The sequence below is a fragment of the Janthinobacterium sp. GW460-12-1-14-LB5 genome (assembly GCF_059423585.1).
This window is the reverse complement of record NZ_JBWKYD010000002.1, coordinates 159,498-173,323: the sequence shown is the minus strand read 5'-3', so window position 1 is coordinate 173,323 and position 13,826 is coordinate 159,498. Positions and strand designations below refer to the sequence as shown.

General features: G+C 67.5%; 10 protein-coding genes. 6 read left to right on the top strand and 4 right to left on the bottom strand.

The features are described from left to right. Positions 1-32: 32 nt before the first annotated feature. The 6 genes from AC07X6_RS02510 (at position 33) to AC07X6_RS02485 (ending at position 8,821) form a co-directional block, all read left to right on the top strand. On the top strand, positions 33-659 hold the full coding sequence (locus AC07X6_RS02510; protein WP_230538221.1) for a response regulator: 627 nt from the start codon (positions 33-35) through the stop codon (positions 657-659). 27 nt (positions 660-686) lie between these two features. Beyond that, positions 687-1,049, top strand: coding sequence for an Hpt domain-containing protein (locus AC07X6_RS02505; RefSeq protein ID WP_230538222.1), 363 nt, complete (start codon positions 687-689; stop codon positions 1,047-1,049). Continuing rightward, positions 1,046-3,292, top strand: a complete 2,247-nt coding sequence (locus AC07X6_RS02500; protein ID WP_494789991.1) for a hybrid sensor histidine kinase/response regulator — start codon at positions 1,046-1,048, stop codon at positions 3,290-3,292. Before AC07X6_RS02505 ends, AC07X6_RS02500 begins: the two co-directional genes overlap by 4 nt. A gap of 154 nt (positions 3,293-3,446) precedes the next feature. Next, on the top strand, positions 3,447-5,171 hold the full coding sequence (locus AC07X6_RS02495; RefSeq protein ID WP_494789990.1) for a sensor histidine kinase: 1,725 nt from the start codon (positions 3,447-3,449) through the stop codon (positions 5,169-5,171). 74 nt (positions 5,172-5,245) lie between these two features. Next, entirely contained in the window at positions 5,246-8,662 is a 3,417-nt protein-coding gene (locus AC07X6_RS02490) for a response regulator (RefSeq protein WP_494789989.1), read from the top strand. A 33-nt stretch (positions 8,663-8,695) separates the two neighbouring features. Continuing rightward, positions 8,696-8,821, top strand: a complete 126-nt coding sequence (locus AC07X6_RS02485; RefSeq protein WP_494789988.1) for a hypothetical protein — start codon at positions 8,696-8,698, stop codon at positions 8,819-8,821. Positions 8,822-8,828: 7 nt separating this feature from the next. On the opposite strand, the gene AC07X6_RS02480 is transcribed toward AC07X6_RS02485, so the two are convergent. From AC07X6_RS02480 to moaA, 4 genes are all read right to left on the bottom strand, one after another. Beyond that, positions 8,829-10,040, bottom strand: a complete 1,212-nt coding sequence (locus AC07X6_RS02480; RefSeq protein WP_494789987.1) for an NnrS family protein — start codon at positions 10,038-10,040, stop codon at positions 8,829-8,831. A 135-nt stretch (positions 10,041-10,175) separates the two neighbouring features. Beyond that, a complete protein-coding gene (locus AC07X6_RS02475) occupies positions 10,176-10,838 on the bottom strand; it encodes a response regulator (protein ID WP_086147379.1) in 663 nt (220 codons plus the stop codon). A gap of 24 nt (positions 10,839-10,862) precedes the next feature. Further along, complete coding sequence (locus AC07X6_RS02470; protein ID WP_494789986.1) at positions 10,863-12,764, bottom strand: type IV pili methyl-accepting chemotaxis transducer N-terminal domain-containing protein; 1,902 nt, start codon at positions 12,762-12,764, stop codon at positions 10,863-10,865. Between the two features lie 29 nt (positions 12,765-12,793). Further along, on the bottom strand, positions 12,794-13,780 hold the full coding sequence (gene moaA, locus AC07X6_RS02465) for a GTP 3',8-cyclase MoaA (RefSeq protein ID WP_494789985.1): 987 nt from the start codon (positions 13,778-13,780) through the stop codon (positions 12,794-12,796). Positions 13,781-13,826 lie beyond the last annotated feature (46 nt).

Sequence of the window (13,826 nt, the reverse complement as noted above, 5' to 3'; positions counted from 1 at the left end):
CTTCAACTTCATCCGCGACCATAAAGTCCATCATGCACACTGCAGACGTTTGCACTACCCAAAAGGCCGCCGAAATCCTCGGTATTTCGGTGACATCGGTACAGCAACTGGTCGAGGCAGGCGTAATCGAAGCCTGGAAAACCAAGGGCGGCCACCGGCGCATTCCCCTCGCGGCCGTCGAGGCCTACAAGGGCAATCCCGGCCAGCCGGGCCAGGACCAGCGCGCGGCGCGCGCCAGCCGCCCCGCCCCATCAGGCCGTCCGCCCTCCATCCTGGTAATCGAAGACAATCCGATCGAGCGCGCGCTGTATGAAAAGCAGATCGGCTCCTGGGGCTTGCAGGCGGCATTGCGCTTTTGCGAGAACGGCTACCAGGCGCTGATGGAAATCGCCCGCGACCAGCCCGACATCCTGCTGGCCGACATCGTCATGGAAGGCATCGACGGCTACGAGGTGATCCGCACCATCCTGGCCGATCCGCTGCTGGCGGAGATGCATATCGCCATGCTGTCGAGCCTGACGTCGGAGGAACTCGAAGAACGCGGCGGCGTGCCGCCCGGCGTGGTGTTCTTTGCCAAACCCGTCAATTACGACGAGCTGCGCGGCTATCTGCGCGCCTGCTGCGCCGGCCATGCGCGGCGCAACAGCCTGGCCGCCTAGTTCACCACCTTTGTCCGGGAGTCCAGCATGCCAGCCTATCGCCACATCGATCCCGCCGTGCTGTTCCAGGCCACCGGCCATGACCTGGAGATGTTCCGCGCCCTGTCCCAGACCTATCTGGACACGTCGCCGGCCATGTACGCGCGCGTGGAGCAGGCCGTGCGCGGCGGCGCGGCGCAAGCCATCGTGCATGCCTGCCATACCCTGCGCGGCACGGTGGCCCTGCTGGGCGCCCGCGCGCTGACGGCGCGCCTGGCGGAACTGGAGCAGCTGGTGCGCCACCAGGGCGTGGCGGCGCCCGGCTGGCTCGCAGAAACGGCGGCGCTGCTCGGCGCGGTGGAACAGGAGGTACGCCGCAGCATGCTTGACTACACGGGCGCACAGGCATGAATGCGCGCCGGGCCATCCTGCGCCTGGTCCACCGCTATCCGCCGCGCACCACGGCAGCCGTGGCCGGCCTGGCGCTGGTGGGCCTGCTGGCGCTGTGCATCGTCATCTCCGGCATGCTGCTGCACCGCGAAGCCGTCGAAGACTGGAAACGGGATCTGTCCAACCTGTCGCTGCTGCTGGCGGAAAACACGGCGCAAAGCATGACGGCGGCGCGCCTCGTGCTCGACAGCGTCAGCAACGAAGTGCAGGCAGCCGCCCCGGCCGACGGAGCCGCGCTGGCCGCCACCGCCGGCAACCAGGCCATGCACCAGATGCTGCGGCACAAGATCGGCGGCGTGCCGCAAGTGGACGTGGTGTCCATCGTGGGCGGCGACGGCGCCGTGCTGGTCTTCAGCCGCGCCTTTCCCGCACCGCCCATCCGCCTCGACGAGCGCGATTACTTCGATTACCACCGCCGCCACCCGGACGGCGGCATGCACGTCAGCGCGCCCGTGCAAAACAAGGGCAACGGCGCCTGGACCTTCTATATCAGCCGGCGCATCAGCGGGCCGGACGGCCGCTTCCTGGGCGTGATCCTGGTGGGCCTGTCGTGCGACTTCTTCAGCAAATTCTTCCAGAACACGAGCATCGGCGAGCATACGGCCTTTTCCCTGTACCGCAGCGACTACACCCTGCTGGCGCGCTGGCCAGCCGCCCCCGCCATGATGGGCAAGCGCAACCTGACGGGCAGTACCTACCGCCTGCTGGAACAGGGCAAGACGCATGGCGTGCTGCAGGTGGACTTGCCGCGCGCGGCCGAACAGGGCCGCCCCGTCGACCGCCTGGCCGGCATCCGCCTGGTGCGCGACTATCCGCTGGCCGTCAACGTCACCGTCACGGACGAAGTCTACCTGGCGGGCTGGCGCCGCATGCTGCGCACCATGGGCGGGGCGGCGCTGGTCAGCCTGCTGGCGGTGGCGCTGGCCGTGGCGCTGATCATGGGCCTGCTGCGGCGCCGCGAGCGCGACACGGCCCAGGCGCTGGCGCTGCAGGCGCACGCGGAAGCGGCCAATGCCGCCAAGTCGCGCTTCCTGGCCATCATGAGCCATGAAATCCGCACGCCGATGGCCGGCATCGCCGGCATGGCCGAACTGCTGCTGGAAACCCCGCTCGATGCGACGCAGCGCCACTATGCGGCCAACGTCAGCAACGGCGTGCACGACCTGATGCACATACTCAACGACATTCTCGACCTGTCCAAGGCCGAGGCGGGCCAGATGGGCGTGGAACTGCGCGACTTCGACCCGCGCCAGCTGCTCGACGACCTGCTGGCGCTGCACCGCGCACAGGCGGACCGCAAAGGCTTGCAGCTGGTGGCCGAGGTGGACCCGCGCGTGCCGCGGCAGGTGTGCTCGGACCGCACGCGCATCGCGCAAATACTGGGCAACCTGGTCGGCAACGCCATCAAGTTCACGGCGTCGGGACAGGTGACGGTGAGCCTGCAGCTGGCGCCTGGCGCTCCGGACAGCCCCGGCACGGCCGCCCTCCTGTTCCGCGTCAGCGACGCCGGCATCGGCATGACGCCCGAGCAGCTGGGCCGCGTCTTCCAGCCCTACTGCCAGGCCGACGCCAGCATCAGCGGCGCATATGGCGGCACGGGACTGGGACTGGCCATCTGCCAGCAGCTGGCCGGACTGCTGGGCGGCGAGATCGGCTGCGACAGCACGCCCGGCGCCGGCTCGCGCTTCACCGTGCGCATCCCGTGCGGCCCGGCCGCCCCGGCTGGCGTGCCGCAGGACGATGCGTGCGCCGCGCCGCCTGCCGCGCCGCCAGCACCGCCCGCCCCTGCGCCGACGCCGGAGCCGGAGTCCGCGCCCGCGGCCCGCATCCTGCTGGTCGAGGACACGGCGCTGAACCGCCAGCTGGTCTGCCTGCAGCTGGGCGGGCGCGGCTACGCCATCGATACGGCGGAAAACGGCGAGCTGGGCCTGCTGGCCCTGGCGGCACAGCGCTACGACCTGGTGCTGATGGATTGCATGATGCCCGTCATGGATGGCTACCAGGCTTGCCAGACGCTGCGCGCGCGCGAACTGCGCAGCGGCGCCGCGCGCACCCCCGTCATCGCCCTGACGGCGGGCGTCACCGACGACGACAGGCAGCGCTGCATGGATGCCGGCATGGACGCTTACCTGTCCAAACCCTTCACGGCGGCCCAGTTGCGCGAGCTGGTGGAACACTGGCTGGCACGCCAGGCCGCATCCTAGGCGCAGCGTTCAAATACAACACTTACCACAAATAATTCAATTTTATCGATGAAATCATTTATATTCGATATAATTGATCGCAGAGAGCAATGCAGTCCGTGTCCAGGTCCGCCATCGCGGCGGCCGTCACGGGCCGACTACTGTGGGAGGCGGCATGCGGCACGACATCACACCACGATTGAAATGGCAGGCCCTGCCTTGGGAACGCCTGGACACGCGCATCCTGCTGTCGTTTTTCGTGGCCCTGCTGCTGGCCGGCCTGTGGGGCGTTACGCTGCGGCAACTCGACCACGCCCACGAGCGGGCCATCGCCGACGCCCAGCGCGATGCGCGCAGCATGGCGCGGGTCTTCGACGAACATGCGATACGCACCATCGAAGGGGCCGACCAGGCCGTCACTTACCTGCGCGGGCGCTACAATGCGCTGGGAGACAAGCTCGACATCGTCACCGACCTGCAGCAGGGGCTCAATCCCGGCCCCCTGTATAACCTGTTCAGTATCGTCAACGAGCGGGGCGACACCGTACTGACGAGCAAGCCGTTCAAACCCACCAACCTGGCCGACCGCGAGCACTTCCAGGTGCACGTGCGCGGCGACAGCGGCGAACTCTACATCAGCAAGCCCGTGCTGGGCCGCGTGTCGAAAAAATGGTCGATCCAGCTGACGCGGCGCATCAATCACCCCGATGGCAGCTTCAAGGGCGTGGTGGTGGCGTCGATGGATCCGTATTACTTCACGCGCCTGTATGACGAGGTCGACCTGGGCAAGAACAGCTCCATCGCCCTCATCGGCACCGATGGCGTGATGCGGGCGCGCCGCGTCGGCAGCGTCAACACCATCGGCCAGGACGTCGGCGACAGCGCCCTGTTCGCGCAGATGCGCGGCAAGACGCGCGGCAGCTTCCTGCAGCGCAGCCCCATCGACGGCACCCTGCGCTACTACGCGTTTGAAAAGCTGGCGCACTATCCGCTCTACATGCTGATCGGCCTGGACCGCGACACGGTGCTGGCCGACTACGCTTCGCGCCGCGAGCAGGCGCTGCTGATGGCGGCCGTCACCAGCGCGCTGATCGTGCTGTCGTGGGCCGCGCTGGTGCTGCTGATCGGGCGCCTGATCGACAGCCGCGCCAGGGCCATCGCCGCCAGCGAAGCGAAGTCGCGCTTCCTGTCGAACATGTCGCATGAGCTGCGCACGCCGCTCAACGGCATCCTCGGCTTTTCCGACCTGCTGCTGGAGCAGCTGCAGCCGCAGCCCGGGCTGGCCAGCCACGCGCAGGCCATACGCGCCAGCGGCCGCCAGCTGCTGGCGCTGGTCGAGGCGACCATGGAACTGAGTGCCCTCGAGGGCGGCCAGCTCAGGCTCAAGTGCGCGGTGGAGCCGCTGCCCGGCGTGCTGGCCCAGGCGCTGGCGCCGTTCCGCCAGCGCGCGGCGGAGCAGGGCATCGCCCTGGCCTGGTGCGCCGCCGCCGATACGCCGTCGCACCTCGTTTGCGACCGCCCGCGCCTGGTGCGCCTGCTCGCCATCCTGCTCGACAACGCGCTGCGCTTCACGCCCGCCGGACGCATCGACGTGCGCGTGGCGCGCCACGTCGGCCAGCTGCGCATCGCCGTGTGCGACACGGGCGTCGGCATCGCGCAGGCGCAGCAGGCCAGCATCTTCGAGAAATTCTCGCAGGCGGACGACACGCCCAGCCGCGCGCATGGCGGCGCCGGGCTGGGCCTGGCCATCGCCAGCCACCTGGCGGTCCTGATGGGCGGACGCATCGCGGTGGAATCGGCGCCGGGCCAGGGTGCCGTATTCAGCCTGTACCTGCCGCTGGCCGACACGGCGCAGCCGGTGGGCCACTTCGACAAATTGACCACACTATCGGCTGAGTAGTCACAGGGAAAGTTGTTCTTCTCCCCTATACGGTATAGCATCGTCACATGATCCGACTACCAGGTGGCGACGCAGTGCACAGACGACTGATTGAGTGGCTTTTTTTTCTCCTCGGACTGCTGGTCATCGGCGTCACCCTGGCGTATCTGCACCTCGCCGAAGCCACGCGGCACGCGGCGGCGGAACGCGAGCGGCTGGAGGTGCTGACGGCGCTGCTGGCAAAGAATATCGAAGTCGACCTGGCCGCCACCAACCTGGTGCTCGAAGGCGTGATCCGCGACTTTCTCGGCCCTGCGGCGGAAACGGGCGCCAGCCAGGCCCTGCCCCGGCGCCTGACCGCCCTGGTCGACGCCATGCCCGGCGTGCGCACCATGCTGGTGCTCGACGCCAGCGGCAAGCCCCTCGCCACGAATATCCCGGAGTTGATGCAACAGGATTTTTCGCGCCGCGGCTACTTCCAGACGGTGCGCGACGCGCCCGACGCGCACATGCTGTACCTGTCGCCGCCCTTCCGCTCGTTCAGGAACGACCTCGTGATGACGGCCGCGCGCATGGTGCCGGACCGGCAGGGCCGCTTCGCCGGCCTGGTGATGGCGACCTTCGATCCCGAATATTTCACGGGCAAGTTCCGCACCGCCATGTATGCGGGCGACGTGTGGGCCGTGGTGCTGCACGGCGACGGCCACCAGTTCCTCAACTACCCGGCCAAGGGCGCCGTCGACGGCAGCAACCTGGACGTGCCCGGCAGCTTCCTGCGGCGCCTGCGCGACAGCGGCCAGCCATCGGCGGTGCTCGACGGTGTGATGGTGCCCGGCCAGCCCGCCAGCCCGCCGCGCATGATGGCCATGGCCACGATCGCGCCGCCGGCGCTGCACATGGACCGCGCGCTGATCATCGGCCTGAGCCGCGAGGAAGCGGCCATCGCCGCCCCGCTGCGGCGCCAGGCAACCGGCTATGCCATTTTCTTCGCCATCCTGGCCGCCACCGGCAGCGCGCTGCTGTACTGGAGCCAGCGGCGCCGGCGGCACCTGGCCGCCTGGCACGCGCAGCAGGAAAGCGCGCGGCAGGCCATGCAGGCCGTGTCGGACAGCGAAACGCGCTTTCGCACGCTGATCGAGGATGCGCCGCTGGCCATCGCCATCCTGCGCCATGGCCGCTTCGTCTATTCGAACCCCCGCTACCGCCACTTGCACGGCTACGCCCTCGAGGACGACTTGAGCGGCCTGCCGTGGCGCAGCATGCTCACGGCAGAATCGCAGGCGGCGCTGGCGAGCAGCGAGGCGCTGATCGAAGCCGATTCCGCCAGCGAGCAGGTCTTCGAAGCCGTCGGCCTGGACAAGCAGGGACGGCCCGTGCCCATCCTCAAGACGACGGCCCGCGTGATGCTCAAGGACGGGCCGGCAACGCTGATCTTCGTGCAGGACATATCCGCGCAAAAACAGGCCGAGGAAGCCATGCTGCTGGCGCGCGACGGGGCCGAGGCGGCCAACCGCAGCAAGGCCGAATTCCTCGCCAACATGAGCCATGAAATCCGCTCGCCCCTGAATGCCATCCTCGGCATGGCCTGGCTGCTGGAAAGAGGCGGCCTCGATGGCGAGGCGCTGCTGATGGCCCGCAAGATCCGCGCCGCCGGCCAGTCGCTGCTCGGCATTATCAACGATGTGCTCGACGTGTCGAAAATCGAGGCGGGCCATATGCACCTGGAGCAGGCGCCGTTCCGCCTGGCCGAGGTGATCGACAAGATCGCCGCCAGCATGGGCGTGGCTGTGCATGACAAGCCCATCGCCGTGCGCATCGGCCCCCTGCCCGACGGCATCGACCATGTGCTGGGCGATGCGCTGCGGCTGGAACAGGTGCTGGTCAACCTCACCAGCAACGCCATCAAGTTCACGGCGCAGGGCACGGTCGAGCTGCACACGGCGCTGGAAAGCCGCGATGGCGATGTCGCCGTGCTGCGCTTTTGCGTGCGCGACACGGGCATCGGCATCGCCCCCGAAGTGCAGGAAACGATCTTTTCCGCCTTCACCCAGGCCGACACCTCGACCACGCGCCGCTTCGGCGGCACGGGCCTGGGCCTGACCATCTGCCGCCAGCTGGTGCGTCTGATGGGAGGCGCCCTGCGCCTGAAAAGCACGCTGGGCCAGGGCAGCGAATTCAGTTTCACGGCGCCGCTGCAGCTGATGCCCGCGCGCGCGCGCGGCATGCCCGACATGCAGGGCCTGCACGTGCTGTTGGCCGACGGCAACGCCGCCACGCGCGCGACGGTCGGCGCCGTGGCGCAAGGCCTGGGCTGGAGCGTGCATGCGGTCGCCGGCGGCGAGGCGGCGCTCGACTACGCTCTTGCCTGCGCCGAAGGCGCGCGGCCCGGCGTCGTCCTGCTGGCCGCGCACCTGCCGGACATGGATGGCGAAGCCGTCGCGCGCGCGCTGCGCGAGCACTTGCCGCCGCAGGATTGCCCCGTCGTCATCGTGGCGGCCAGCGGCGCGCCGGCCACGGCGCCCGCGCGGCGCCATACCGATCCGGACAATCCCGCCGATGCCATCCTCAACGAACCCGTCACGGCCTCCAGCCTGTACAACGCAACGATGGATGCGCGCCAGCGGCGCGCCGAACTGGCCGGCCTCGATGCCAGCCATGCGGCGCTGGAGGAACGCCAGCTCGCCGGCGTGCGCGTGCTGGTGGTCGACGACAGCGAAATCAACCGCGACGTGGTGAACCATATCCTGCGCGACCAGGGAGCCCTGCCCGCGTTCGCCTGCGATGGACGCCAGGCGCTGGACTGGCTGCTGGATCACCCGGATGACGTCGACATCGTGCTGATGGACGTGCAGATGCCCGTCATGGATGGCTTGCAAGCCACGCGCGCGCTGCGCCAGCTGCCGCAATTCCACGACCTGCCCGTGGTGGCGCTGACGGCGGGCGCATTCCAGACGCAGCAGACGGCGGCGCTGGAAGCGGGCATGAACCATTTCATCAGCAAGCCATTCGACGTGCCGCAGACCATCGCCCTGGTCGCGCGCGTGCACCGGCGCCATGCACAAGGCTTGCCGGCCCTGCCGCCAGCCATCAGCGCGGCGGCGATGCCCGTGCCGCCATCCGGCACGGCACCCGTGATCGACCTGGCGCAAGGACTGGCCCAGTGGCTCGACGAAGCGCCCTACCGCCAGCACCTGTCGCGCTTTGGCGCCACCTACCACAACACGGTCGCCACCATGCGCGCCCTGCTGGCGGCCAATGCGCGCGGCGACGCCGCCGCGCTGGCGCACAAGCTGGCCGGCGTGGCGGGCAGCCTCGCCCTGCCCGCCACCCTGCACGCGGCCCAGCGCGCGGAGCAGCTGCTCCACGCCGGCAAGGACGCGGCCGCCGCGCTCGACACGCTGGAGCAGGCGCTGGCACACGCCATCGATGCCGCCGCCGCATACACGGCACAGGCGCCGGCGCCTGGCCAGGCAGCCATGCCAGAAACGCAACATGGCAGCGCATGCCAATGATAAACTTGCCAATATGAAAATTCAGGAGACGCCATGATCTGGTGCAGGGATCTGCTGTTGAAAGCCTTCATGCTGGGCATGCTGCTATTCGTCGTGGGCGAATCGCTGTCGTACTGGGTGCCGGAAATCAGGAAGCTGCTGGCCTGGCGCCCGTCCTGATACCAGCTTAGCCTTCGCGCCCATCCACCCTGGCGCGCCACAGATAGGGCGCATACACGCACGCATACAGGCCAAAGGCCAGCGACCAGCACGCGCCGGCCGCCAGCAGCAGCGGCATGGCCAGCGCGGCGGGACCGGCAGCGGCCAGCAGGCGCGCCAGCGTGCCCAGCTGGATCAGCCAGTACATCGCCGCTTCCGCCCGGCCGCCCCTCAGTGGACGGCCCGTATGGCCCAGGGTGGTGCGCGTCATCATGCCGATGATCAGGCCCGCCATCGAGCCCACGGTCAGCGCGTGCAGCGCGGCGCTGGCCGGCAGCAGGCCGAGACTGGCCAGTCCCAGCAGCGCAAAGCCGATGCCGATCCACGCATACGACAGGTGCAGTATCCACAGCAGCGGCACGCGCAGGGTGCGCTGCGGCTGCCAGGCCAGCAGGTTGGCCAGCGACACGCCGGCAGCACAGAACGCCAGCGGCGCCGTCAGCCAGGCTGGCGCACCGGCCAGCCACGCGATGGCGGCGGCCGCCATGCAGGCCACGGCGATCAGGGCCCGCTGCGGACTGGCCACGGGCGTGCTGCCCGGCGCACCATTGCGCGTAAACATGGGAATGACGCGCGCGCCGATCACCGATTCGATCAGCACGATGATGAAAATGGCCGCCTGCACGGGCAGGAATAGCGACAGCGGCAGCCAGCCAAGCTCAGCCGCGTGGAACAGGCCATTGGCCAGCGCCAGCAAGGCCAGCAGACCGACGAGGAACAGGTTGCGCGTATTGCCAGAGCGGCGCAACACCTGGTACAGGGGCCAGGCGGCCAGCGGCAGGAACAGCCAGTCCACCAGCGCCGCCAGAAGGCCGGGGCCGCACAGCATGGCCACGCGCCCGGCCAGCCACAGGCCCGCCAGCGCCATCAGCTGGACACCGTGCGGCGTGGGCAAGCCCGTCCAGTTGCGCCCCGCCGTGTACAGGAAGCCCACGACGACGGCCACGGCAAAGCCAAACACCATCTCGTGCATGTGCCAGCCCAGGCCCACCTGCAAACCGCCCGGCAGCAATCCCGCATAGCTGGCCAGCCACAGTGGTATGCCGATGGCCGCAAACACGGCCGCCAGCAGGTAAAACGGGCGGAAACCCAGTTGCCAGACGGCGTGGCCGGCTTGCCATGGCGCCGCGCCGGAGGCGGCGGGAGAGGAAGAAGGTTCGCTGATCGGGGTGATGGCCATGATGGAGTCGCCTTTAAAGATATATTTAATATACTACTTTAAAAGCGCAGGAACTGCCATCGGCAAAAAGGACTAGAGAGATAGCGACAATTAACCATGGGGTCCGGCCCGGCGGGTCAGACCCCAACTACCGGGCTACTTGCCCTGGCGATGCTCGACCGCGTACACGGCCGCCTGCACGCGGCTGGTGAGGTTGAGTTTTTTCAGCACGTTCTGCACGTGGATCTTGACCGTGCTTTCAGCCAGGTCCAGGGTGCGGGCGATGCCCTTGTTGCTTTCGCCGCGCGACAGGCAATCGATGATTTCCTTTTCACGGGGCGTGAGCTTGTCCAGCTCCGACACGGGTTCCTCGCGCCGCGTGCCCGCCTGCAGTTGCGCCACCAGCTTGCCCGTCATGGCTTCAGCGATGACGACTTCGCCGGCGGCCGCGCGGCGAATGGCGCGCACCAGGTAGTCGGCGTCTATATTCTTGATCAGGTAACCGCAGGCGCCCGCGCGCAGGGCCGTCGCCAGGTCCTCCGCATCTTCCGACACGGTGAGCATGACGATGGCCGTGTCGGGACAGTCGTGCTGCATCAGCTGCAGCGCTTCCACGCCGGACATGCCGGCCATGTTCAGGTCCAGCAGCACCACGTCGGGCTGCAGCTGGATGGCGCGCTTGATGCCCTCCACGCCATCGGCGGCCTCGCCCACGACGGAAAATTCCGTGTGCCGCTGCAGCAGCGAGCGTATGCCGCTGCGGAACAGCGCGTGGTCGTCCACCAGCATGACGGTGATCGGTTTATCGGGAGTCTCCATTTTTTTGTACTTTCTGATAGTGGCTTAGGCGGCGCGGCGCTGCTCGCGCGACAGATGCAGTTCGACGGTCGTGCCCCCGCCGGGACAGGCGTGCACGTCGAACGTGGCATCGATGCGCTGCGCGCGCTCGCGCATGATGTGGATGCCGACGTGGCTGTCGCCCTTTTCCAGCACGGCGGCAGCGTCGAAGCCGACGCCATTGTCGCTGATCGTCAGCGTAAAATCCTGGTGATCGGCGAGACGCACCTCGACGTGGCTGGCCTGGGCGTGCTTGCGGATGTTCGACAGCGCTTCCTGCACGATGAATAATAACTGCAATTGCTGCTCGCGGGGGAATGGCGCGCCGTCGACGTCGGCCAGCAGCTCGGCGTCGATGCCCGTCTGGCGGCGGAATTTGTCGATTGCCGCGCGCAGGGAGCCGATCAGGTCATCCTCCATCAAACGGCTGCGGAAGTTGGCCAGCAGCTCGCGCACGTCCTCGTAGCTTTCCTTCACGCCCGCATGCAGGGCCGGCACGATGCCCGCCACCTCGTCGAAACGCGCATTGCGCACGGAGTCGTCGAGCATCTGCACCTGCAGGTTGAGGAAATTAAGGCTTTGCGCGATGCTGTCGTGCAGGCCCTGCGCGACCAGGTTGCGCTCTTCGGAAATGGCCATTTCGCGTTCGCGCGCGGCCAGGCGCAGGTTTTCCAGCGCGATGCCCAGCAGCTGGCCCAGGGTTTCCAGCAAGGCCAGCTCGCGCGCGGAAAACACGCGCGCATGGCGGAAATGCAGGTTGAAGAAGCCCAGGTGCTGTTCATGCGCATGGATATGGAAGACGGAAACGGTGGCAAAGCCTTCGCGGTGGCAGCGCAGCTCGTGCGCCTTGTCGATGCGGCGCATGTCGTGCACCTTCGCCACCTTCATCTCGACAGCCGTGCCGCACAGGCAGTCGCCCACCTTCAGGCAGTGTTCGGACGCCACCAGTTCCTCGGACAGGCCCGTATGCACCACCATGTGCAGGTTGCCCCGCTCGGCGTCGAGCACGCGCACGGTGGAGCCGTCGGCCTCGAAATAATCGACGATGCGCTGCATGAAGCCGCCGCAAATGTCTTCCAGGGGCTGCGGGCGCTGCAAAAAGGCCGCGCTTTCGTACAGCAGCGCCAGCTCGCGGTTACGATATTCGAGGGTGGCCGTCTTGCTGCGCACGCCCTCTTCCAGGTTGCCGTACAGCGCCTGCAGGCGGTCGGCCATCTGGTTGAAGCCACTGGCCAGCTGGCCGAATTCGTCATTGCTCTCGACAGCCAGGCGCACGCTGAAATCGCGCTCCTTCATGCGCTGCATGCCCAGGCGCAGGCGCGTCACCGGCTCGATGATGAGCATGAACATCAGGTAAATCATGCTGACCGTGCCGATGACGGCCATGCCGACGAGGATCAGCTGCGAGGCGCGCAGCCAGAAGGTGCGCTGTTCGCTATCGTGCTCGATCAGGCGCACCAATTGATCGACCTGGCCGACGAAGGTATCGGCGTCATGCTCGAACTGGCGCGCGCGCGCAGCGGAATCGGCCGCCAGCGCGGCCGGGCGCAAGGCGCCGCGCCAGGCGGTGCCGATGCGCTCGAATTCGGATTTGATGGCCGTGCTGGGAGGCAGGAACAAGGGGCGCTGCGGGTCGCCGTGGCCGATCTTGGCCAGGGTTTCGTCGATCAGCAGCACCTGCTGGCGCGCCTGTTCGCCGGCGTCGCTGGCAAGCAGCAGGGTCAGGCGGTAAGTCTGCATGCGCAGCCGGCCCGTTTCATTGATGGCGGCCGAACTGCCTTCGAGCTGCCACGACAGGAACAGGGTGCAGCCGATGGCGCTCAGGGCCAGCACCAGCATGAGCAGCAGCGCGCCGACGATCTTGGTCGACAGCTTCTGCCACGAGGAAAACATCGCCTTGAATTTCATACCGCCCTTGAATGTAAATGCAAACTGTCTCAGCCGCCCGTCTGCGCCATGAAGCGCACGATTTTGTCCGGCTGCGAATTGAAATCATGCTGCTGCGGCTTGAGTTCGATGGCGGCGCGGATCGCCGCTTCGATCTGCGCATCCGTGGCCCCGCCGCGCAGCATGGGACCAAAGGCGAATTTCTCTTCCTGCCCGAGGCACAGGTACAGGGTACCATCGACGGACAGGCGCACGCGGTTGCAGGTGGCGCAAAAATGCTGCGACATGGGCGTAATGAAGCCGATACTCGAGCGTCCGTCTTGCGTCGCCAGATAGCGCGCCGGTCCGCCACCCAGTTCCATCGCCTGCGGCACCAGGCCAAAACGGGCTGCCAGGCGCTCGCGCACGGGGCCCAGCGGCATGTAGCTGGCATTGCGGCCCGTACTGCCCATCGGCATGGCTTCGATCAGGCGCAGGATGAACTGCTGCTCGATGCAGAAGGCCGCCATGGCCTCGATCTGGCCGTCGTTGATGCCGCGCATGGCCACCATATTGATCTTGATCGGGTCGAAACCGGCCGCCTTGCCCGCCACCAGGCCATCGAGAATGGGCTGCAGGCTGTCGCGCCCCGTGATCTGCTGCATGCAGGCGCGGTCGAGCGAATCGAGGCTGACGTTGATGCGGTCCACGCCCGCCGCGCGCAAGGCCACGGCGTGCTTGCCCAATTGGGTGGCGTTGGTCGACAGCGACAGGTCGTCCAGACCGGGCAGCGCGGACAGCTTTTGCGCCAGCTCGGGCAGGTTGCGCCGCAACAGGGGTTCGCCGCCCGTCAGGCGCACGCGGCGCGTGCCGAGGCGCACAAAAATGCCCAGCAGGCGCTCGATCTCGTCGAACGTCAGCCAGTCCTTCGGCTCCTCGAAGCCGCGAAAGCCCTTGGGCATGCAATAACTGCAACGCAAGTCGCATCGGTCGGTAACGGACAGCCGCACATAATCGATCGAACGGCCAAAACGGTCCTGCAACTTGACGCTACCCATGACGCTACTCCTGATTCTTCCGTGATTGTAAAGGCTGGGGCACGAT